We start from the raw sequence: 21566 nt of genomic DNA on the forward strand, positions 1-21566 counted from the left end.
CCCTCTCAAGAAATCAGTTTTTCCAGATCATCGAGGGATAGACGTTTGAGGGCCTCCAGGGATTTAGCCAATTCATCCTGAACCGGCGACATTTCGACGCGCAGCGCCTCGATCCGGTTGCAGAACGCTTTCAGCGTATCGGCTTCGAACAGCTCCTTGAGCGGCACCTTGTCGCCCAGACGCTCCTTGATCCGGGTTACCACCAGCGTCGCCAGCAACGAATGGCCGCCGAGCTGGAAGAAGTTGTCCGCCAGGCCCACGCGTTCGACTTCCAGCACCTCCTGCCAGACCGTCGCCACTTCCCGTTGCAGGTCCGTCTGCGGCGCTTCGTACTGCTGCTGCGCCGGGCTCGCGCCCAGGGCCATCAGCGCCTTGCGGTCGAGCTTGCCGTTCGGGGTCAACGGCACCGCCTCAATCACATGCAGATGCCCGGGCACCATGTGCGCCGGCAGACGACTGGCCAATGCCCCGCGCAAGCGTTCGATCAGCGCCGCCGTATCGCTCACCGCTGGCGCCGCCACGACATAACCGTGCAGGAGCTTGCCCGCCGCGCCGTCCTGGGCCAGCACCACCGCTTCGCGAACTTCGTCCTGCTCCAGCAACCGTGCTTCGACCTCGCTGAGTTCGATACGGAAGCCACGGATCTTCACCTGATGGTCAGCACGCCCGAGGTATTCGATGTTGTCATCCGCGCCCTCGCGCACCAGATCCCCCGTGCGGTAAAGCCGCTCGCCGTTGCCGGCATACGGGTTGGGCACGAAGCGCTCGGCGGTCAGGCCCGGTCGCATCAGATAGCCCCGGGTCACACCGGCACCGCCGAGGTACAGCTCGGCGGCTACGCCGGCCGGCAATACGTTCAGCTGAGTGTCGAGCAGGTACGCCACGGTGTTGGCCAGCGGCCGGCCAATATTGGCCTGACCGTGCGCGGTGCGCAGGGTGAACGTCGAATAGGTGGTGTCTTCCGACGGCCCGTACAGGTCGTAGACCTGCCGGACCGCCGTGGTCGCATACAGGGTGTCTACCAGGCTCTGCTTCAGCGGTTCACCGGCCAGATTGATGGTCGCGACCGACGCCGGAATCTGCCCCGCCCGTTGCAGCGCGGCAATCGCCGAAGGCACCGTGTTGATCAGCGTGACCCGTTCGCGGGCCGGCAAGTCCGCCAGGGCCAGCGCGTTGTCCGCCAGCACCATGCAGCCGCCGCTGGCCAGGGTGACAAAGATCTCCCACACCGACAAGTCGAAGCAGATCGACGTCGACGCCAGCACACCGCGCAATTGCTCCTCACGGTAGACCCCTTGCGACCACTGGATCAACGCCGAGAGGTTGGCGTGGCTGATGGCGACGCCTTTCGGCTTGCCGGTGGAACCCGAGGTGTAGATGACATAGGCCAGGTTTTGCCCGGTGATACCGGCCACCGGCGCGGTGGAGGGATAACCGGCCAGCCACTGCTCGCCCGCCTCCACCAGCACCACCCGGGCACTCAATGTCTCGGGCAGCATCGCCTGCGCCGCCGGCTCGGTCAGCAGCACCGCCGCACGGCTGTCGTCTAGCATGTGCAGCAAACGTTCCTGCGGGTAGTCCGGGTCCAGCGGCACATAGGCGCCACCGGCCTTGAGAATCGCCAGCAGCGCCACCAGCATGTCCGGGGTGCGGCGCATGCACACGCCGACTCGCACTTCCGGCCCTACCCCCAGTGTTTGCAGCTTGTGCGCCAGACGATTGGCCCGCTGGTCGAGCGCGCGATAGTCGATCTGCTGTTCGGCATACACCACCACTGGAGCGTCGGGTCGTTGCGCGACACGTTCTTCGATAAATTCCAGCACCGTGCGCGGCGCCAGCGCCGTGACTTCCACCTTGCCCCAGGCAATCGCTTGCTCACGCTGCGAGTCGTCGAGCAATTGCAACGCGCCCAGTGCTTGCGTGGCGTTGTCGAGGAACTGGCGCAGCAGGCGTTCGAGCTGTTGGCTCAGATCAACGATCGTCGCAGCATCGAACAGGGCCTGATCGTAACTGACACCCAGGCTCAACTCACGACCGGTGACCGCCACCAGCGTCAACGGGTAGTTGGTCTGCTCCTGTCGACGGATCGCCGAAAACGCCAGACCGGTGTCCGGCCCCTGTTGCAGGGCTTCGGCCATCGGATAGTTCTCGAACACCAGAATGCTGTCGAACAACGCCCCGGCGCCAAGTCCGGCCCAGCGCTGAATGTCATACAACGGCGTGTGTTCGTGTTCACGCAGCGCCAGGTTGAGGCCCTGCACGTGCTGCAACCACTGTTCCACCGCCAGGTCGGCGGACGGCGCGGCCACCACCGGCAAGGTATTGATGAACAGGCCGATCTGCTGCTCCACGCCGGGCAAATCGGTCGGGCGACCGGCGACCGTGGCCCCGAAGGCCACGTGATCCTGACCGGTATAACGCTGCAACAGCACCAGCCACGCTGCTTGCACCAGGGTGTTGAAGGTGACTTTCTGCTCCCGTGCGAAGCGGTTCAGATCCGCTGTCAGCTGTTCGCTGAACACATGCTGGTGGTCGGCATAACCGCCGGCACCGGCCAGGGGCGCAGGCACGGCACTGGCCAGTCGCGTCGGCTCTTCAAGCTCGGCCAGCGCCTGTTTCCAGAACGCCTGACTGGCCGGCTGATCACGCTGGCCCAGCCATTCGATGTAATCGCGGTAACGCCCCTGAGCGCTGGCCGGGGTCATGCCCGCATAACGTTGCAACACCTCGCCGAACAACTGCGAAGTACTCCAGCCGTCCATCAGGATGTGGTGACAGGTGTAGATCAGGTGATGCGTCGACTCGTCCGTACGCACCAGGGCAACCCGCAACAGCGGCGCACCGGTCAGCTCGAAACCGTTGGCCAGATCGTCGCCGGCCAGTTGCTCCAGTGCGCTGTCGAGGTCGTTGCGGCCACGCCAGTCCTGTACGCTCCATGGCATCTGCACGTTCTGGCGAACCACTTGCACCGCCGCAGCGGCATCGCCCGGCCAGACAAACGCCGTGCGCAGAATGTCGTGGGCGTCGAGGGTCTGCTGCCAGGCCTGACGGAAACGCTCGACCTGCAGATGCTGCACGTCGACCCGCAACTGGTTGGTGTATGCCGGGCTGTCGGGATCGTTGAGGCTGTGGAACAGAATGCCTTGCTGCATCGGCGACAACGGATACAGGTCGCTGATTTCCCGGGCCGGGATCGGCAATGCCGAAAGTTGCGCCTGAGTCAGGGTCGCCAGACTGAAATCCGACGGCGTGACGCCAGCGTGGCCGCTGTCGCAGCAGTGCTCGATCAGGCGTTCCAGCTCGATCCGGTAAGCGTCGGCCAGCGCCTGCATCGTTTCGACGCGGTACATGTCTGCACCGAACGTCCAGGTCAGCTCCAGCTCACCGCCATACACCTGACCGTCAATGCTCAGCCAGTTGCCCAACGGCGCTGCGGCGTCCTGATTTGCCCCGGTGCTGTCACCGGACGGCACGAACAGCGCACCCTCGGCGGCGCTGAAATCGCCGTCGAACTGCCCCAGGTAGTTGAACGTCACCCGTGGCGGCGCCAGCGAACGCAGCTCGGCCGCGTCACTCAGATAGCGCAGCACACCATAGCCGATGCCTTTGCCCGGCACGGCGCGCAGTTGCTCCTTGATCGCGCACAGCGATTCGCCCGGCGTCGCCTGTGGCGTCAGACGTACCGGGAACAGGCTGCTGAACCAGCCCACGGTACGGCTCAGATCGAGATCGTCGAACAGGTCTTCGCGACCATGCCCCTCCAGCTGGATCAGCACCGACGGCTGCCGGCTCCAGTCGCACAACACCCGCGCCAGCGCAGTGAGCAACAGATCATTGATCTGCGTGCGATACGCGGCCGGTGCCACCTTGAGCAATTTTTGAGTCAGTGCCTGGCTCAGGCGCGAACTGACGCGCTGCGCCTGCTCCTGAGTCTGCACATCTTGCGCAAAGTCCCGTGGCAACTCGGCGTCGCCGTCGCTCAGGGTCTTCAGCCAGTACGCGCGCTCCGCGTTCAGCGTTTCACTCTGCCCATAACGATGCAGATGTTCGGCCCAGCTCTGCAGCGAGCTGCTCTTGCCCGGCCACACCAGCGGCTGGCCGGCGGCCAGTGCGGTGTAAGCGGATTGCAGATCCTCCAGCAGGATGCGCCAGGACACGCCATCGACCACCAGGTGATGGATCACCAGCAACAAGCGTTGCTCACCGCCCGGCAGATTCGCCAGCACCGCACGCAGCAATCGCCCTTGTTGCAGATCCAGACTGCGCTGCGCCAGATCCGCCAGCTCGGTCAGTAGCTCCAGGTTTTCCAGCTCGCGCACCCATAGCCGTTCGGGGTCGCGTTGCGTCTGGAAGGTGGCCTGCCACCCATCGCCCGACGCCTGGAAATTCAAGGTCAGCGCATCATGCTGCTCGACCATGGCCGCCAGGGCAGCTTGCAAATGTCCGGCATCGAGCGGCACCTGCGGTTGCAGCATCAGCGACTGGTTCCAGTGCTGGCGCCGGGCAATCGGGGTTTCAAAGAAGCGTGCCTGAATCGGCAACAAAGCCAGTTGGCCGCCGACTTTCTTCGGCGCTGCCGCCACGGGTTTGGCTTCGATCAGCTTGGCCACCGCCGCCAGTTGGCCGACGGTCTGTTTCTCGAACAGTTGCTTGGGGCTCAACTTGATGCCCTGACGCTTGGCCCGGGCAATGATTTGCAGGCTGAGGATCGAGTCCCCGCCCAGCTCGAAGAAGTTGTCGGTGCTGCCCACACGCTCCAGCTTGAGCACATCGGCCCAGATCGCCGCGAGCTTCTCCTCGACCTCGCCCACCGGCGCAACATAACGCTGCGTCACCACACCCGGCACCGGCAAGGCGCGCTTGTCCAGTTTGCCGTTGGCCGTCAGCGGCAATTGCTCCAGCACGACAATCTGCGCCGGCACCATGTAATCCGGCAGACTGGCTTGCAGTTGTTCACGCAGGTTTTCGGGCTTCAACGCAGCACCCGCCGCCGGCACGCACCAGGCCACCAGTTGCAGGCGTGCCGGGTCGTCATCCATCGCCAGTGCAAGCACCGCCGCTTCGCTGACACCGTCCAGACCGAGCAGCACCCGAGCGACTTCCGCCGGCTCCACCCGGTAGCCGCGCACCTTGACCTGATCGTCGGCGCGACCGATGAATTCCACCGCCTGCCGGCGATTGCGGCGCACCCGGTCGCCGCTGCGATACACCCGCGCACCGGCCGGCCCGAACGGATCAGGTACGAAACGCTCGGCCGTCAGCCCCGGTTGACCGAGATAGCCGAGGGCAACACTGTCGCCGCCGATGTATAGCTCACCCGCAACCTGATCGGCCACGCTGTTGAGTACATCGTCGAGCACATACACATGGGCGCCGGCCAACGCCGTGCCGACCGGCACGCTGCGCACACCGGTTTCCAGCGAACCGACCTCATGAGCCAACACGCCCACGGTGGTTTCACTCGGGCCGTAGTGGTTGATGATCCGGCAGCCCGGCTTGAGTTGCCGCACACGCTCCACCAGCGCCGGCGAACAGGCTTCGCCGCCGACGATCAGCGCCTGCTCCGGCAGCACGTCTGCCGCGCGGGATGCCTGCAGCAACGCGGCCAGATGCCCCGGAACAATCTTCAGCATGCCCACCCGATGGCTGGCCATGTACTCGGCGAAACGATCGGGATCGAAGCCCAGCTCTTCCGGCAATACATGCAGCAAGCGGCCGGAACACAACGCGCCGAACAGCACGGTGAAACCCAGGTCCGCCGCAATGGTCGAGACCAGCGCCATGCTGGTGTCTGCTGCCGGTTCGAGACGCTCCAGCACCCCGCGCACATAGCTGGCCAACGCACCATGGCTGACCAGCACACCCTTGGGCTGGCCGGTGGAGCCGGAGGTGTGAATCACATAGGCCGGGGACTGCGCCGACAACTCGCAGGTCGGGGCCGTCACCGACTGCTGTTGCCATTGCGTCGCATCGAACGCCAGCCCCTGACAACCGGCGACCGCCAGTTCCGAAACCCGCGAATCACCCTCAGCGCACATCAGCACCCGTGCCCCGGCAGCGCCGAGCATCTGCTGCAAGCGTGCCGTCGGGGCCTTGACGTCCAGCGGCATGTACACCGCGCCGGCCTTGAAGATCGCCAGCACGCAGGTCAGCCAGTCCAGCGAACGCTCCAGCAGCACGGCCACCGGTTGACCGACAACTGCGCCTTGGGCCAACAGATGATGCGCAAGACGATTGGCCGCCTGATCCAGAGCCTGATAACTCAGCCCACCATTCAGGTCACGGGCAGCCATTGCCAGCGGCTGGCGCGCAACTTCGCGCGCCCAGTGCTGCAGCACCGACAATGCCGGTTCACGCGGTGCCGCGAAAGCGCTCGGCAATGCGGTCGCCACGGTGTGCAATGGCGCTTGCGGCGCCTTCAGCAGTGCACCGAACAACCCGAGCAACGCCGGGACGAAACCTTCGACGGTCGCGTGCTGATAGAGGTCGCTGGCGTAGGTCATCTGCCCGTGGATCAGCGTGCCGTCGTCGGTGATGTCCAGCGCCAGATCGAAGTGGGTGCCGTCCTTGTCCAGCGGGTATTCCGCCACGCTCAGGCCCGGCAGCGCCATCGAGCGTTGTTTCTGCATGCCGACGTTCTGGTTGAACTTGGCCTGGAACAACGGGTTATGGCCCAGGGTGCGTTCGGCGATCAGTTCGTCCACCAGTTGTTCGAACGGCAGCTCCTGATGGGCCTGGGCGCCAAACGATGCCTCGCGCACCCGCGCCAGCAGATCCTCGAAACTGCCCCGCTCGTCCACCTCGCAGCGCAGTACCTGGGTGTTGACGAAGAAACCGATCAGCCCTTCGACTTCGGCGCGGCTACGGTTGGCATTGGGCACGCCGACGCGGATGTCACGCTCCCCGGCCTGACGCGACAGAAACAGCGAGAAACCGGCGAGCACCAGCATGAACAGACTGATGCCTTGCGCACGGGCAAAGCCGTTGAGCTGACGCGACAGGTCCGCGCCGAAATCGAAACTCAGGGTCCGGCCTTCAAAACTTTGAGTCAGCGGCCGGGCAAAGTCCGGGGCGACTTCCAGCAGCGGATGTTCCTCGCCCAGTTGCCGACGCCAGTAATCGAGCTGACGTTCGCCCTCTCCGGCTTCCAGCCAGCGGCGTTGCCAGATGGCGTAGTCGGCGTATTGCAAGGCCAGTTCCGGCAATTGCGGCTCGCGCTCCAGGCTGAACGCCTGATAGCACTGCACGAATTCCTTGACCATCACGTCCATCGACCAGCCGTCGGAGACGATGTGATGCATGCTCACCACCAGCACGAACTCATCGTCGGCCAGGCAAAACAGACTGGCGCGCAACAGCGGACCATGACGCAGATCGAACGGCTGCGCGGTCACCTTCTGCACTTGCTCGGCCAGGGCCTGCTCACGTTCCTGCGCGGCAACACCGGTCAGATCGATGCGTTCCAGCGCGACACCCTGGGATTCGAGAATCACCTGGTGCGGCTGGTCACCGTCGGTGCGAAACACCGTGCGCAGCACTTCATGGCGCGCCATCAGGTGATCCAGCGAGCGGGTCAGCGCCGACTCATCCAGCCGCCCTTTCAGGCGCAGGCCGGCGGCCATGTTGTACGCGGCGCTCTGCGGTTCGAGCTGCCAGAGAAACAGCAGACGCTGCTGGGCGAACGACAACGGAATCTGCGCACAGTCATGACGACTGACCGGCAGCGGCAACAGGCTGAAGTCCTTGCCTTCCTCCCGTAGCTTGGCCAGAAACTGCCGGCGCTGCTCAAGCGGCAAACCGACGAACCTTTTAGCGATACGCTCCGCCATGCTGCCGCTCATACTTCTTCTCCTTCCAATTCATTCATGAACAGGTCCATGTCGGACCAGTCGTTATCCGTTGCACCCTCGGCCAGCTGTGCCACCGCCTGAGCCAGATCGCCGAGCAACGGTTGTTCGAACAGGTTGCGCAGCGGCAACACCACGTTCAGTTGTTTCTTGATGCGGCCGATCACCTGGGCCGCCAGCAGCGAATGGCCGCCGAGTTCGAAGAAGTGATCGTCCAGCCCGACCCGGGGCACTTGCAGGACATCTGCCCAGATCTGCGCCAGGGCCTGTTCGATGTCCGATTGCGGGGCCCGGTAGTCGACCTGCAATTGGTCCACATCCGGCGCCGGCAGGGCCTTGCGGTCGAGCTTGCCGCTGGGGGTCAGCGGCAATTGCGCCAACAGCAGCAGATGGCCCGGCACCATGTAGTCCGGCAGCCTGGCTTGCAGCGCCGTCCTGATCTGCTGACGGAACGCCGACTGCCCGGCCACGCCCTCCAGCACGTCCTGATCGACCACCAGATACGCCACCAACTGCTGACTGCCGTTCAGCGGCAAGGCCAGCACCACCGCCTCGCGGATGCCCGGGCATTGCTGCAGGCGCGACTCGATCTCGCCCAGCTCGATGCGGAAGCCACGGATCTTCACCTGATGGTCGACCCGACCGACGTATTCCACGGCACCGTCGGCGCGCAAACGGGCACGATCCCCGGTGCGATACAGGCGTTCGCCGCTGGCAAACGGATCGGCAATGAAACGTTCGGCGCTCAGCATCGGCTGGCGGTGATATCCCCGCGCCAGGCCCGGGCCGCCGATGTACAACTCGCCCACCGCACCTTGCGGCAGCAGGTTCAAATCATCGTCCAGCACGTACAGGCGACGGTCAGCCAAACCATGACCAATCGGAATGCCACGCCATGACACGGCGTCTGCGGTCAACGTCGAGCAGTTATGGATCGTCGATACCACCGTGGCCTCGGTCGGGCCGTAGGTATTGAGCAGGCGCACATGACCCAGCCCGGCCTGTTGCCACAGACGCAGACCGTCCACCGCCATTGCCTCGCCACCCACGTGAATCTGGCGCAGCGCACCGAAATGCGCCGGCGGATTGGCCGCGTATTCCTGCACCAGCCAGTACCAGTACGCCGCCGGCAAGTCGGCCAGGGTGATGCCGTGTTCGAGGATGGCTTGATGCAACGTCGCGCTGTCCCACAGACGCGCGTCGCGCAGCACCACGCCGGCGCCGTGGCACAGCGGCGGGAAGAACTGCTCGACGAACCCGTCGAAACTGCTGGTCGCGAACTGCAGCACCCGGTCGCCTTCGCGCAGGTCGCTGTAGTCGATGGCGCGCTCGATGAACTCGCTCAGGGCGGCGTGACTGATCGCCACGCCTTTGGGCCGCCCGGTCGAACCGGAGGTGTAGATCACGTAGGCCAGGTTTTGCGGCGCGACGGTCACCGGCAGATTGTCGCTGGCGCCGCCGTCCGGCAGCGTGTCCAGGCACAGGCTTTCCACGCCGTCGAGGGTTGGCAGAGCGGCCAGTGTCTGGCGGTCGCTCAACAACAGTTTCAGCCCGCTGTCGTCGAGTACATGACGCAGGCGCTCGGGCGGGGTTTGCGGATCCAGCGGCACATAGGCGCCGCCAGCCTTGAGCACGCCGAGCAAGGCGACCGCCAGTTCCAGCGAACGCCCCAGCGCCACGCCGACCAGCACGTCCGGGCCGACACCCTGCGCACGCAGTTGGTGGGCCAGACGATTGCTGCGTTGATTCAGTTCGGCATAGCTGATTGAAGGCGCCGGCTCGCTCGCCAGAACCACCGCCAATGCCTCGGGCGTACGCGCCACCTGGGCTTCGAACAGGGCCTGAATGCCGGCCTGTGGAGGGCTGGTTTCGGCGGTCTGAATCAGGCCTTCGCGCTCGGCAGCGGCCAGCATCGAAACTTCGCCGATCAACTGCTGCGGATCGCGGCAGACCGAGACCAGCACGTTGCGCCAGTGCCCGGCCAGCGCGGCAATGGTGGACGCGTCGAAAATGTCGGTGGCGTAGGTGAACGCGGCGAACAATTGCTCGCCCTCTTCCCGGGTATCGAGCATCAGGTCGCTGGTGGCCGCATGTTCACGACCGCTGCCGGTCAGTTGTTCTTCGGTCAGGTAACCGACCTGCAGGCCGGCCGTCAGCTGCGCCTGCTGCAAATCCGTCACCAGCGGCTGATGGTTGAACATCACCTGGAACAGCGGGTTGTGACTCTGGCTGCGGGCCGGTTGCAAGGCCTCGATCAAGGCATCGAACGGCAGGTCCTGATGGGACTGCGCGCCGGCAGCGGCCTGGCGCACGCTCTGCAACAGATCGGCAAAGCGGGTGTTGGCGGTGACCACGCTGCGCAGGATCTGCGTATTGACGAAGAAGCCGATCAGACCTTCGGTTTCGCTGCGGGTACGGTTGGCAATCAGGCCGCCGACGCGGATGTCGGTCTGGCCACTGTAGCGATGCAACAAGGTCTTGAACGCCGCCAGCAAGACCACGAACAGGGTCACGCCCTGACGCTGTGCGAGGTTTTTCAGTTCCTGGCGCAGGCCGGCGTCGATGACCGTTTCCAGACGCGCGCCACGGTGACTGGCCTGGGCCGGGTAGGCGCGATCGGTCGGCAGTTCCAGCACCGGATGTTCGTCGCCCAGTTGCGCACGCCAGTAGTCGAGCTGACGCTCGCCCTCGCCCGCCTCCAGCCAGCTGCGTTGCCACAGCGCGTAATCGCGGTAGTGCACGGTGATCGGCGGCAATTGCGGCGCCGTTCCCGCCACCAGCGCTGCGTAGGTGCGCATGAATTCATCGATGAGAATGTTCATCGACCAGCCGTCGGCGATGATGTGATGCAGCGTCAGCAACAGCACGTGTTCGTGCGCGTCCAGCCGCAGCAGGCGCAGGCTCAGCAACGGCCCGTTTTCCAGATCGAAGGCTTGCGTGGCCTCGGCCATCATGTGCTGTCGGGCCAGCGGCCAGCGTTGTTCTTCAGGCAACACGCTCAGGTCAGTGAGGGTCAGCTTGACGGGCTGCGGTTCGGCGACTTTCTGGAAGGCTTGTTCGCCTTCCTGCCCGAACGTCGTGCGCAGGCACTCATGCCGCGCCACCAACCGACTGAACGCCTGCTCCAGCGCCTCGGGCTGCAACTCACCGCTCAGGCGCACGGCCATCGGCAGGTTGTAGGCGGCACTTTGCGGGTCCATCTGCCAGAGAAACCACATCCGCTGCTGGGCATAGGACAGGCCGTCGCGCTCGGCGACCCCGATGCAGGCGGTCATGGGCAGCTGCGCAAAATTGATCCCTTCACGGGCCATGCCGGCGAGGAACAAACGGCGTTTGTCCTGAGGCAATTCGATAAAGCGGCGGGCTAGTTTCTGTGCGTCTGCGGCATTCATGCATTGGGTCCTTGCTGATCGGCGGCGTGACCAGGAGGCCCGGTCGTATCAACAAGAACGAATGACAAACGCAACGATTTAGCGGGGCCGGGCAATCCCCGGGCGGCAACAAAAGGGATCGACACACAAATGCCGAAGCCGGCACAGAACCGGCTTCGGCACCCTGTCACTCAAGCGGCGCGACCGTTCAGAGCGCGCCCTGTGAATGCCCCTCGGCCATGGCAACGATGACCTTGCGCGGGCCTTCGAACGGCGAGCGGGCATGGGCCGACAGCATGTTGTCGAGCATCAGCACATCGCCCTCCTGCCACGGGAAGCTGATGGCGCAGTCGTCGAGCACCGCGCGGATCTGGCTCAGGACCTCATCCTCGATGGGCGAGCCATCGCCGTAATAGACGTTACGCGGCAAGTCCTCTTCATCGACGATGTCCAGCAGGCTCTCGCGCACCTCCGGTTGCAGGTTGGAAATGTGGAACAGGTGCGCCTGATTGAACCAGACCATGTCCCCGGTGACCGGATGCTGCGCCACGGCCTGACAGCTCTGGCGGGTGCGCAGCTCTCCGTCGTCCTTCCACTCGCAAATGATGCCGTGGGCCTGGCAATAGGCTTCGACTTCAGCCTGGTCGTCGGTGTTGAACACATCCTCCCAGGCCACATCCAGCCCGTTGCCGAAATTGCGCACGTACATCAGGCCCTTGCTGACGAAACGTTCGCGGATCGCTACCGGAATCCGCCGATACACTTCGCGACTGTCGGCAATCGGCGTTTCGCCACCGGATCTGGCCGCGATCATGCTGTAGAACCAGATCTTCATCGGCCAGTCCCGGGAGTAGGCCTGCTCGTTGTGCAGCGGAATACTCTGGTGCGCCGGGTACTCGGTGGAGGTGTACACGCCCTGGGTTACGTTGGTGCGCGGCGTGGAGCCAAACTCGTAGTTCAACAGTGGATGGCCGAAACTCGCCGCGAATTCGCGAAAGCGTTCCGCACCGTCCAGGCGAAACCCGCGAAACAGCAGGCCGCCATCGCGCAGCAAATGCTCATCGACCAGTTCTTTCAGCTCATCGAACACCGCCAGCAAATCCGTATCGGCATCGCTCGCCTCCACCAGCAGCGGCAGGCGACCGCGTTGCGGCAACAACGGACGGACGGAAAATCCCTCAGCAACAGCCATGACTGGCCTCCTCAAAACACTCGATAGGTGAACCGCGCTTCACAGCGCCGGTGCCGCCGACAGCGCATGGCGCCGGTGATGGACTTCCAGGTGACTCTTGAGCGTGCGGATGACCCGGGCTTCGTGTTCATGAATGAAGAAGTGCCCACCGGTCATCATGTCCACCGAGAAGCTGCCAAGGGTCTCTTTGCTCCAGCCGATCAATTGTTCGGTGGTCGCCCGGTCTTCCTTGCCGCCCAGCACATGCACCGGGCAATTGAGCAGTGGCCGTTCCACCGGTGTGAAGCGGCCGCACATCATGAAATCGGCACGCAGCACCGGCAGCGTCAGGCTCATCAGCTCCTGGTTGGCCAGCACTTCTTCGCTGGTGCCCTGAAAGGTGCGCAACTGGTCGATCAATTCCTCGTCGCTGCGCGCCTCGGCAAAACCGCGGTCGTAATCGCTGCGCATGCTTGGGGCCGCCGTGCCTGACGCGAACAGTGCGACCGCTTCGGGCGCGCCAAGATCGCGAAAGGCATGAGCCAGTTCACACGCGAGCAGCGCGCCCAGGCTATGCCCGAACAACGCATACGGCGTTTGCAATGTGGGTTTGAGCTCACGGGCCAGTTGCCGGGCCAGCGCCCGCATGTCGATTTGCAGGGGTTCGTCGTAGCGCGCGCCGCGCCCGGGCAACTCCACCGGTTGCAGTTGCATCCACGACGGCAACTGGCGCCGCCAGCGGCTGTAGACCATGGCGCTGGCGCCCGAATAGGGCAGGCACAGCAGTGTCAGCTTTGTCACCGCGTTTACCTCAATGGGTTATCTGTAAAAGAGAACGGATGAGGTACGACGGGAATTAGTCCACTGCGTCGATCACTTCAAGTGACGGAAACTCTGCACCGCCGACGCCAGCACTACCGCCCCGGCCACTATCGCCAGCCAGAACCCGCTGCGGGCGCCGAACGCATCTACCAGCGCGCCGGAACCGGCGGCGCCGATGGCCACGCCGATGCTCAGGCCGGTCACCAGCCAGGTCAGGCCTTCGGTGAGCTTGGCCGGCGGCACGATGCGCTCGATCAACGCCATCGCCACGATCAGGGTCGGCGAGAAGAACAGCCCGGCGATGAACACCGCCACGGCCAAGCCGAAGATGTTGGTCGCCAGCAACAGCGGCAGCGTGGTCACTGCGGTCGCCAGGCCGCCATAGAGAAACAGACGTGGCAACGGCAGCTTCGAGCGCATCGCCCCGAACGCGATGCCGGCCAGGCAGGAACCGATGGCATACACCGACAACACGATGCTCGCCGCCGCCGGTTGCCCCTGCTGCTGGGCGAACGCGACGCTGACCACATCGACCACGCCGACGATCATGCCCATGGCGACCATCAACAGCAGCAGCCATTGCACGTCGGTGGAACGAATGATCGAACCCTGATGATGCGATTCGTGAGGATGAACCGGCGGCTCGGTGCCGCGCTGGGCGACGAATGCCGTCACGCCAATCGCCAGCATTATCAGCGCCGCCAGTGGCCCGGCCTCGGGAAACACGCCGACGCACAGCCCCACAGACAGCGGCGGCCCGACAATGAAGCAGACTTCGTCGAGCACCGATTCCAGCGCATACGCGGTCTGCAATTGCGGCTGGCCACGATAGATTTCCGTCCAGCGCGCCCGCACCATCGCCGACATGCTCGGCATGCAACCGGCCAGCGCGGCGCAGACGAACAGCGTCCAGTTCGGCGCCTGCAAACGGGTGCACAGCAGCAACATCAGCAACGCCCCGCCACCGATCAGCGCCGACACCGGCAGGATCCGCCCCTGCCCGTAACGGTCCACCAACCGCGACACCTGCGGCGCGCAGAATGCGGTGGCCAAGGCAAAGGTCGCCGCCACGCCACCGGCCAGCGCATAGCCGCCGGTCAACTGCGAAAGCATGGTGATCACGCCGATGCCGGTCATGGAAATCGGCATGCGCGCGATCATCCCGGCCATCACAAAGGCCCGGGCGCCGGGGGCGTTGAACAGTTCGCGGTAAGGGTTTGCCATCGGATACAGCCTCATCAGGGGCGGCCAACTTGCCACAAAGCCTGAAGGGCGGGAAAGCGAGGAATTGTTGGTGGAATGTGAAAAGGCTACTGAATCACTGCCAGCATGTTTCCCAGGCTGAGAATCCGGAGCAGAACCGCTCATCGTCCTGCCAACCTACGGAATCACAGCGACCGGCTGTCGTGAAACCTGCCTAACCTGTCAGGTCTGACAGGTGTCATTACAGACGATCTATCTTTTACTACAGCGACTCGAAACGCCCCACACACGCTCGGACAAAAGACCGATAGCGAAGACAGTCAGGAACCAAGCGATGGACGAAATGTTGATTCTGGTTTCCCCCAAGGATCGTCGGACCGGCGTTGCACCCAAGACACAGGTCCACCTTCAAGGGCTACGCCATCGCGCTTTCTCGATTTTTGTCTTTAACGATCAGGGTCAGTTGCTGATGCAGCAGCGGGCATCAGGCAAATATCACTCCGGTGGACTATGGACCAACACCTGTTGCGGGCACCCCCGACCTGACGAACTGACCGTTACAGCTGCCAATCGTCGATTGCGCGAAGAAATGGGAATGACCTGCAAGCTTCACAAAGTCGCGACGATGCTCTACCACGAGCAGGTTTCCAATCAAATGTTCGAACATGAGTTCGACCATATATTGGCCGGGACAAGCCGGGCAGACCCGATGCCCAACCCCGTTGAGGCGCAGGATTGGGAATGGTTGACACTTGCCGAGATCGCTTCACGGATAGAGCGTACTCCGGACGATTTCACAGCCTGGTTTCGCCGGGTGTTCGAGCAGTTCGGAGTCGAAGGCATAAGCCAATGGTTCATGACTGCTCGGCATTCGCCAGCGCTGCCATTCACGCCACAACAGACTGCGGCCCACGCGGCATCCCCATGGGCGGTGCCTGCGCTGTATTGCCCTGCTCCGTTTCGGATCGATGAGTCGCTGGCCGCCGCGGTGGATGATCGGCTGATGCCATGGATTGAACAGGTCGGGATTTTCCCGGGGCAACATTCCAGGGTCCGGGCCATGGGTTTTGGCCGCTTCGCCATGCTCTGCCACACGGACACGGACGATCAGGATCGCCTGCTGCTTGCCGCTCAATGTTTCGCCGCTCTGTTCGCGGTGGATGATTATTACTGTGATGACGAGAGAACCGGGTCAGAGCCAAGACGGGTAGGCCCTCGCCTGTCCCTGTCATTGGCAGCACTGGAACCTGTGTATTTGAGCGAGCAGTATCGATACGGGCTGGAACAGGCACTGGGCAATGATCCGGTACTCATCGCCCTTCGCGCTTACATGCAACACGTCGAGAGCCTCGCCACACCGGCGCAAGTGGCACGCGTACGTCACGAAATCATTGCCATGTTCGTCACCATGACCGCCGAAGCGGCCTGGCGTGTCGAAGCCATCACCCCGGCTATCTGGGAATATCTGGCCCAACGCCAGACCAACAGCTTTCTGCCATGCCTGTCGCTGATCGACATCATTGGGGGCTATGAGCTACCGGCAAATATCTACAGCGACCCGACAGTCAGGCGCGTCACGACACTGGCCGCGAGTGCCACCATCATCGCCAATGACCTTTTCTCGGCCCTCAAGGAACAACAGGCCGGGATCGGTGATTTCAACCTGCCCTTGTTGCTGGTTCGCGATCAGCGGATCTCGCCCGAGCAGGCCATGAAACAGAGTGCCGCGATTCACGACGAAATCATGCACATGTACGAGGCGGCCGAACTGGCCGTACTGCCGCACGCCTCACCACTGCTCAAACGCTTCCTGCATGGAATCAAGAGCTGGCTGGCCGGCAGTGTCGAGTGGCATCGCAACAGCGGTCGCTATCAAGTCTGAAACTATCGATCTTTTCATGATTGCAGATGAACTCTCATCGCCACGGGTCAGTCAGCTAGGTAAGCCCTCAACCCAAGGCGCGACCCCGCATGCAGATTTCCCTCGCCCGCCAGGTGGCACTTGTCACCGGTGCCAGTTCCGGCATCGGCCACGGTGCCGCCAAAGCCCTGGCCGCCGCCGGTGCCGCCGTCGTCATCAACTACAACCGTCAGGCCGATCCCGCCGAAGCGCTGGCCCGGCAGATCGTCGCCGACGGTGGCCAGGCCATCGCCATCGGTGCCGATGTTTCGAAGGAGGAAGACGTGGAGCGACTGTTCCAGCAGACCCTCGACGCCTTCGGCACGCTGGACATTCTGGTGGCCAATTCCGGCCTGCAAAAAGACGCGGCGGCTGTGGATATGTCGCTGGCCGACTGGAACACGGTGATCGGCGTCAACCTCACCGGCCAGTTCCTGTGCGCCCGTGCCGCGCTGCGGATTTTCAATCGCCAGGGCGTGCGCGAAGGCGTGTCCCGGGCCGCCGGCAAGATCATCCACATGAGTTCGGTGCATCAGCGCATTCCGTGGGCCGGGCATGTGAACTACGCGGCGTCCAAGGGCGGGGTCGATCAATTGATGCAGACCCTGGCCCAGGAAGTCAGCCACCAGCGCATCCGCATCAACGGAATCGCGCCGGGGGCGATCCGCACGGCGATCAATAAGGACGCCACCGAAGGCAACGCCGGCCAGGCCCTGCTCAAACTCATCCCTTACGGGCGCATCGGCGATGTCGAGGACGTGGCCAACGCGGTGGTGTTCCTCGCCTCCGATGCCTCTGACTACATCGTCGGCACCACCCTGTTCATCGACGGCGGCATGAGCCTCTATCCGGAGTTCCGTGGCAATGGCTGAGCACTCTTCCGAACGACAAAGCCCCATCGACGCCCACGGCATCATTGGCGACTTGCGCAGCGCGGCGCTGGTCAATGACAAGGGCAGCGTGGACTTCTTCTGCTGGCCGGAGTTCGACAGCCCGTCGATCTTCTGTTCGCTGCTGGACACACCCGACGCGGGGATTTTCCAGTTGGCCCCGGACCTGTCCGACGCCCGGCGCGAACAGATTTACCTGCCCGACACCAACGTCCTGCAAACCCGCTGGCTCAGCGACCATGCCGTGGTGGAAATCACCGATCTGCTGCCCATTGGCGACAACGATGAGGCATTACCGGTTTTGATCCGCCGGGTTCGGGTGGTCAGCGGGCAGGCAACGTTTCATCTGCGCTGCGCCGTCCGGCATGACTACGCCCGCGCTGAAACTCGCGCGGTCGTCGATAAAAAGGATGTGCTGTTCAGCGCCAGCGGGCAGCCGACATTGCGGCTGGCCTCGGATCAAGTCTTGAGCGTCGATCACGATGCGGCAGTCGGGCAATTCACCCTCAAGCAGGATGAAACGGCAGCGTTCATGCTCGGCGCCAGCGACGATCCGCGTTTTGCCGAAGGGGCCGCCAAGCTGTGCATCGAACGCACGCTGAAGTTCTGGCGTGACTGGATCGGCCAGTCCAACTATCGCGGTCGCTGGCGGGAAATGGTCAACCGTTCTGCCCTGGCCCTGAAGCTGCTGACCTCACGCCAGCACGGCGCAATCCTCGCCGCCGCCACCTTCGGCCTGCCGGAAACACCCGGCGGCGAACGCAACTGGGATTACCGCTACACCTGGATCCGCGACGCCTCGTTCACCGTCTACGCCTTCATGCGCCTGGGTTTTGTCGATGAAGCTAACGGCTACATGCGCTGGCTGCGCGGGCGGGTCAGTGATTGCAGCGGTCAGCCGATGAAACTCAACATCCTCTACGCCATCGACGGCCGCCAGGAACTGCCGGAAACCGAACTCACGCATTTGTCCGGCCACGGCGGCGCGAAACCGGTGCGCATCGGCAATGGCGCCTACGACCAGATTCAACTGGATATCTTCGGCGAACTGATGGATGCCGTTTATCTGGTCAACAAATACGGCGACGCGATTTCCCACGAAGGCTGGAAACATGTGATGGAAGTGGTCGATCAGGTCTGTGAGACCTGGCAGACCAAGGATGTAGGCATCTGGGAAATGCGCGGTGAGCAACATCACTTCCTGCACTCACGACTAATGTGCTGGGTGGCGCTGGACCGGGCGATCCGCCTGGCCTCGAAACGCTCGCTGCCCGCGCCCTTCGCCCGCTGGGATCAGACACGTCAGGCCATTCATGCCGACATCTGGGACAACTTCTGGAACCCGGAGCGCGGGCATTTCGTGCAATACCAGGGCGGCACCGCGCTGGATGGCTCAATGTTGCTGATGCCGCTGGTGCGTTTCGTCAGCGCCAAGGACCCGCGCTGGCTCGCGACACTGGAAGCCATCGAAAAACATCTGGTGCGGGACGGCATGGTTTATCGCTATCGCAATGACGATTCGGGGATCGACGGTTTGTCCGGCACAGAAGGCGCCTTCGCCGCGTGTTCGTTCTGGTACGTGGAATGTCTGGCCCGGGCCGGGCAACTGGAAAAAGCTCACCTGGAGTTCGAGCAATTGCTGCGATACGCCAATCCGCTGGGGTTGTATGCCGAAGAGTTCGACAATCGTGGCCGGCATCTGGGTAACACGCCCCAGGCGTTAACCCATCTGGCACTGATCAGCGCGGCGAGTTTTCTGGATCGCAAGTTGAGTGGGGAGAAGAATTACTGGCAGCCGTAGTCATCCTTATTCGCCAGAGCCTGTAAGAAAGATCTCAACTCCAATCGCCGTTTGTAGGATGGCCACCTACGAACGGCAAACACCCCAGAGCCTTGCGGTAGAAGGGCTGGCCCACACAATCGATTCCTTTCGATACAACTTGTTGATGGCGTGACCTACAAAGACCTGCCAACCCCGTGTAACGCTTGGCCCGCAACTCGCACTTACACCCCGAAATACCTTGTTGCCAGCGGTTACATCCCCCCCTACCATCCACCGCAACGGGCACAGCGGAGCTGTCCAATAAAAACCCGATTCAAGGAACCAGAATGAGCCAACGCATCCACCGCCCCATCGATTCCCCTCTGCGCACGGGCCTGACCCGCGACGAACTGTGGGAAGCCGCCGACAAGGGCCTGATCAAATGCTGGGAAATCGGCCGCCAGCGCGCCGCCCGCTTTCCCGACCTCGCCCAACGCTGCAGCGCCGATGAACTGCCGGTGCTGGGCTGGAAAGGCGGGGTCAGCCGCAGCCTGAAGAAGAATGAAAAGTACGGATCGCTGAAATACCTCGCCCAGTGGCAGGGGTTGCGTGGGGAAGATCTGGATATCGATCTGGGTGCAGAGCGGGTCATGACCTGCTCGCGGACGAAGATGGTGGTGACGTTTACGCCGGATCGCAGCAAGTATTTCAATCAGGTGGCGGAAGCTGAAACTTGAGGAATCCCGTATGACCCAAGCCGTGATGCAGTTTTGCAAGACCGAAAGTCTGACCATCGCCTATGAGCATCACGGCCCGGAAAACGGCACGCCGGTCATCCTGCTTCACGGCTTCCCCTACTCTCCTCGCGCCTACGACGAAATCGCCCCGCCCCTCGCCGCCAAGGGTTACCGGGTGATCGTGCCGTACTTGCGCGGCTACGGGCCGACCCGTTTCAACAGCCCGGACACGTTGCGTTCCGGCCAGCAAGCGGCGCTGGCTCAGGATCTGCTGGACCTGATGGATGCGCTGGGTATCGAGCAAGCGACGCTGTGCGGTTATGACTGGGGTGGTCGGGCGGCGTGCATTGTCGCGGCGCTGTTTCCGGAGCGCGTGCGCGGGTTGGTGACGGGCGATGGCTACAACCTGCAAGACATTCCGCATTCGATCCAGCCGCTGAATCCCGAGACCGAGCATCGCTTCTGGTATCAGTATTACTTCCACACGCCCCGTGGCGTTGAAGGGCTGACGCAGAATCGACGGGCGCTGTGCGAGTTGCTGTGGCAGTTGTGGTCGCCGACCTGGGCGCGGAACGCCGAGCGCTATCCGCTGAGCGCACCGGCGTTCGACAACCCGGATTTCGTCGAGGTGGTGATTCACTCTTATCGCCATCGCTTCATGTATGCGCCGGGCGATCCGGCGCTGGAGTGGATGGAGCAGGTGCTGGAGAAACAACCGGCGATCAGCGTTCCGACGATTTCGCTGTGCGGTGCCGATGATGGCGTCGGCCCGGCACCGGAAGACGATGAAGATGCCCATCATTTCACCGGAGTTTACGAGCGGCGGGTGCTGGCCGGTGTCGGGCATAACATTCCCGAAGAAGCGCCGGGCGAAACACTCAAGGCATTACTGGATCTGCTCCGGCACTGACCGAAAACCGCTCCCGATACGCCTGCGGCGTCACGCCCATGGCCCGCAGGAAACTGCGTCTCAAGGTTTCTTCACTGCCAAATCCACAATTGGCCGCGACCCGTTTGACCGGCAACCCGGTATCGCTCAGCAACCGGCGCGCAGTTTCGACGCGGATCAGTTCGATGGCCCGGGCCGGGGTCTGGCCGGTATCGGCGCGGTAGTGGCGCACAAAGCTGCGTTCGCTCATACCGGCCTGTTCGGCGAGGGTCGGGATGCCCAGATCGCAGGTCAGGTGTTCGGCAATCCACGCGTGCAGATCGTCGAAGCGATTGCCCTGTTTTTGCAGTGACAGCGTCACGCTGAATTGCGACTGCCCGCCCGGGCGCTTGAGGAACACCACCAGTTGCCGGGCGACGTCCAGGGCCATGTCGCGACCCAGGTCGTCTTCGACCATGGCCAGCGCCAGGTCGATGCCGGCGGTGACGCCCGCCGAGGTCCAGACCGGGCCGTCGTTGATGAAGATCGGATTGGGCTCGACCTGCAAGCGCGGGTGCTTCTGCGCCAGTTGTTCGCAACGGGTCCAGTGGGTGACGACGCGGCGGCCGTCGAGCCAGCCACTGGCGGCCAGCAGAAATGCACCGGTGCAGACCGACGCCACGCGCCGACATCCGCTCGCATGTTCGCGCACCCAACTCACCAGCTCGACATCTTCGGAGGCCGCATACACGCCCCAGCCTCCGGCGATGATCAGCGTATCGCTGGGCTGTTCCGGCAGCGGTTCGGCCAGCATTGCCAACCCGGCGGAAGAGTTCACCGCCCCGCCACCGCGGGTAATCACCGTTGGCGCGTACGGCGCGGGCAAACCCTGCTGGCGGGCGATGTCATTGGCCGAGGCGAAGACCTGCAACGGCCCGGTGACATCGAGCAGTTGCACATTGGCGAACGCGAGTACGTGGATGGTTTTCGGCATT

11 protein-coding genes are annotated in these 21566 nt (G+C 63.4%); 5 read left to right on the forward strand and 6 right to left on the reverse strand.

The window, feature by feature from the left end:
- Positions 1-5: 5 nt before the first annotated feature.
- From M5B98_RS24255 to M5B98_RS24275, 5 genes are all read right to left on the reverse strand, one after another.
- Entirely contained in the window at positions 6-7841 is a 7836-nt protein-coding gene (locus M5B98_RS24255) for a non-ribosomal peptide synthetase (protein ID WP_248744223.1), read from the reverse strand.
- Positions 7838-11239 carry an amino acid adenylation domain-containing protein gene (locus M5B98_RS24260; RefSeq protein WP_248744224.1) on the reverse strand — a complete coding sequence of 1134 codons (3402 nt, stop codon included), beginning with the start codon at positions 11237-11239 and terminating at the stop codon, positions 7838-7840. The genes M5B98_RS24255 and M5B98_RS24260 overlap by 4 nt, the downstream gene beginning before the upstream one ends.
- Positions 11240-11426: 187 nt before the next feature.
- Positions 11427-12410, reverse strand: coding sequence for a TauD/TfdA family dioxygenase (locus M5B98_RS24265; RefSeq protein ID WP_248744225.1), 984 nt, complete (start codon positions 12408-12410; stop codon positions 11427-11429).
- A 39-nt stretch (positions 12411-12449) separates the two neighbouring features.
- Positions 12450-13190 carry a thioesterase II family protein gene (locus M5B98_RS24270; RefSeq protein WP_085711957.1) on the reverse strand — a complete coding sequence of 247 codons (741 nt, stop codon included), beginning with the start codon at positions 13188-13190 and terminating at the stop codon, positions 12450-12452.
- A gap of 72 nt (positions 13191-13262) precedes the next feature.
- Positions 13263-14435, reverse strand: coding sequence for an MFS transporter (locus M5B98_RS24275; RefSeq protein WP_248744226.1), 1173 nt, complete (start codon positions 14433-14435; stop codon positions 13263-13265).
- Between the two features lie 313 nt (positions 14436-14748).
- Between M5B98_RS24275 and M5B98_RS24280 the strand changes: the two genes are divergently transcribed.
- From M5B98_RS24280 to M5B98_RS24300, 5 genes are all read left to right on the forward strand, one after another.
- Positions 14749-16296, forward strand: coding sequence for a family 2 encapsulin nanocompartment cargo protein terpene cyclase (locus M5B98_RS24280; protein ID WP_248744227.1), 1548 nt, complete (start codon positions 14749-14751; stop codon positions 16294-16296).
- An 89-nt stretch (positions 16297-16385) separates the two neighbouring features.
- Entirely contained in the window at positions 16386-17186 is an 801-nt protein-coding gene (locus M5B98_RS24285; protein ID WP_248744228.1) for an SDR family oxidoreductase, read from the forward strand.
- Entirely contained in the window at positions 17179-19005 is a 1827-nt protein-coding gene (locus M5B98_RS24290) for a glycoside hydrolase family 15 protein (protein WP_248744229.1), read from the forward strand. Before M5B98_RS24285 ends, M5B98_RS24290 begins: the two co-directional genes overlap by 8 nt.
- 308 nt (positions 19006-19313) lie before the next feature.
- Positions 19314-19703, forward strand: coding sequence for a hypothetical protein (locus M5B98_RS24295; protein ID WP_119427495.1), 390 nt, complete (start codon positions 19314-19316; stop codon positions 19701-19703).
- Between the two features lie 10 nt (positions 19704-19713).
- Positions 19714-20613, forward strand: a complete 900-nt coding sequence (locus M5B98_RS24300) for an alpha/beta fold hydrolase (protein WP_248744230.1) — start codon at positions 19714-19716, stop codon at positions 20611-20613.
- Here M5B98_RS24300 and M5B98_RS24305 read toward each other — a convergent pair.
- Positions 20582-21565 carry a GlxA family transcriptional regulator gene (locus M5B98_RS24305; RefSeq protein ID WP_248744231.1) on the reverse strand — a complete coding sequence of 328 codons (984 nt, stop codon included), beginning with the start codon at positions 21563-21565 and terminating at the stop codon, positions 20582-20584. The two genes, M5B98_RS24300 and M5B98_RS24305, sit on opposite strands and share 32 nt — an antisense overlap.
- Position 21566: the final 1 nt, after the last annotated feature.

The sequence above is a fragment of the Pseudomonas sp. MWU12-3088 genome, from assembly GCF_023242405.1.
Lineage (GTDB): Bacteria > Pseudomonadota > Gammaproteobacteria > Pseudomonadales > Pseudomonadaceae > Aquipseudomonas > Aquipseudomonas kribbensis.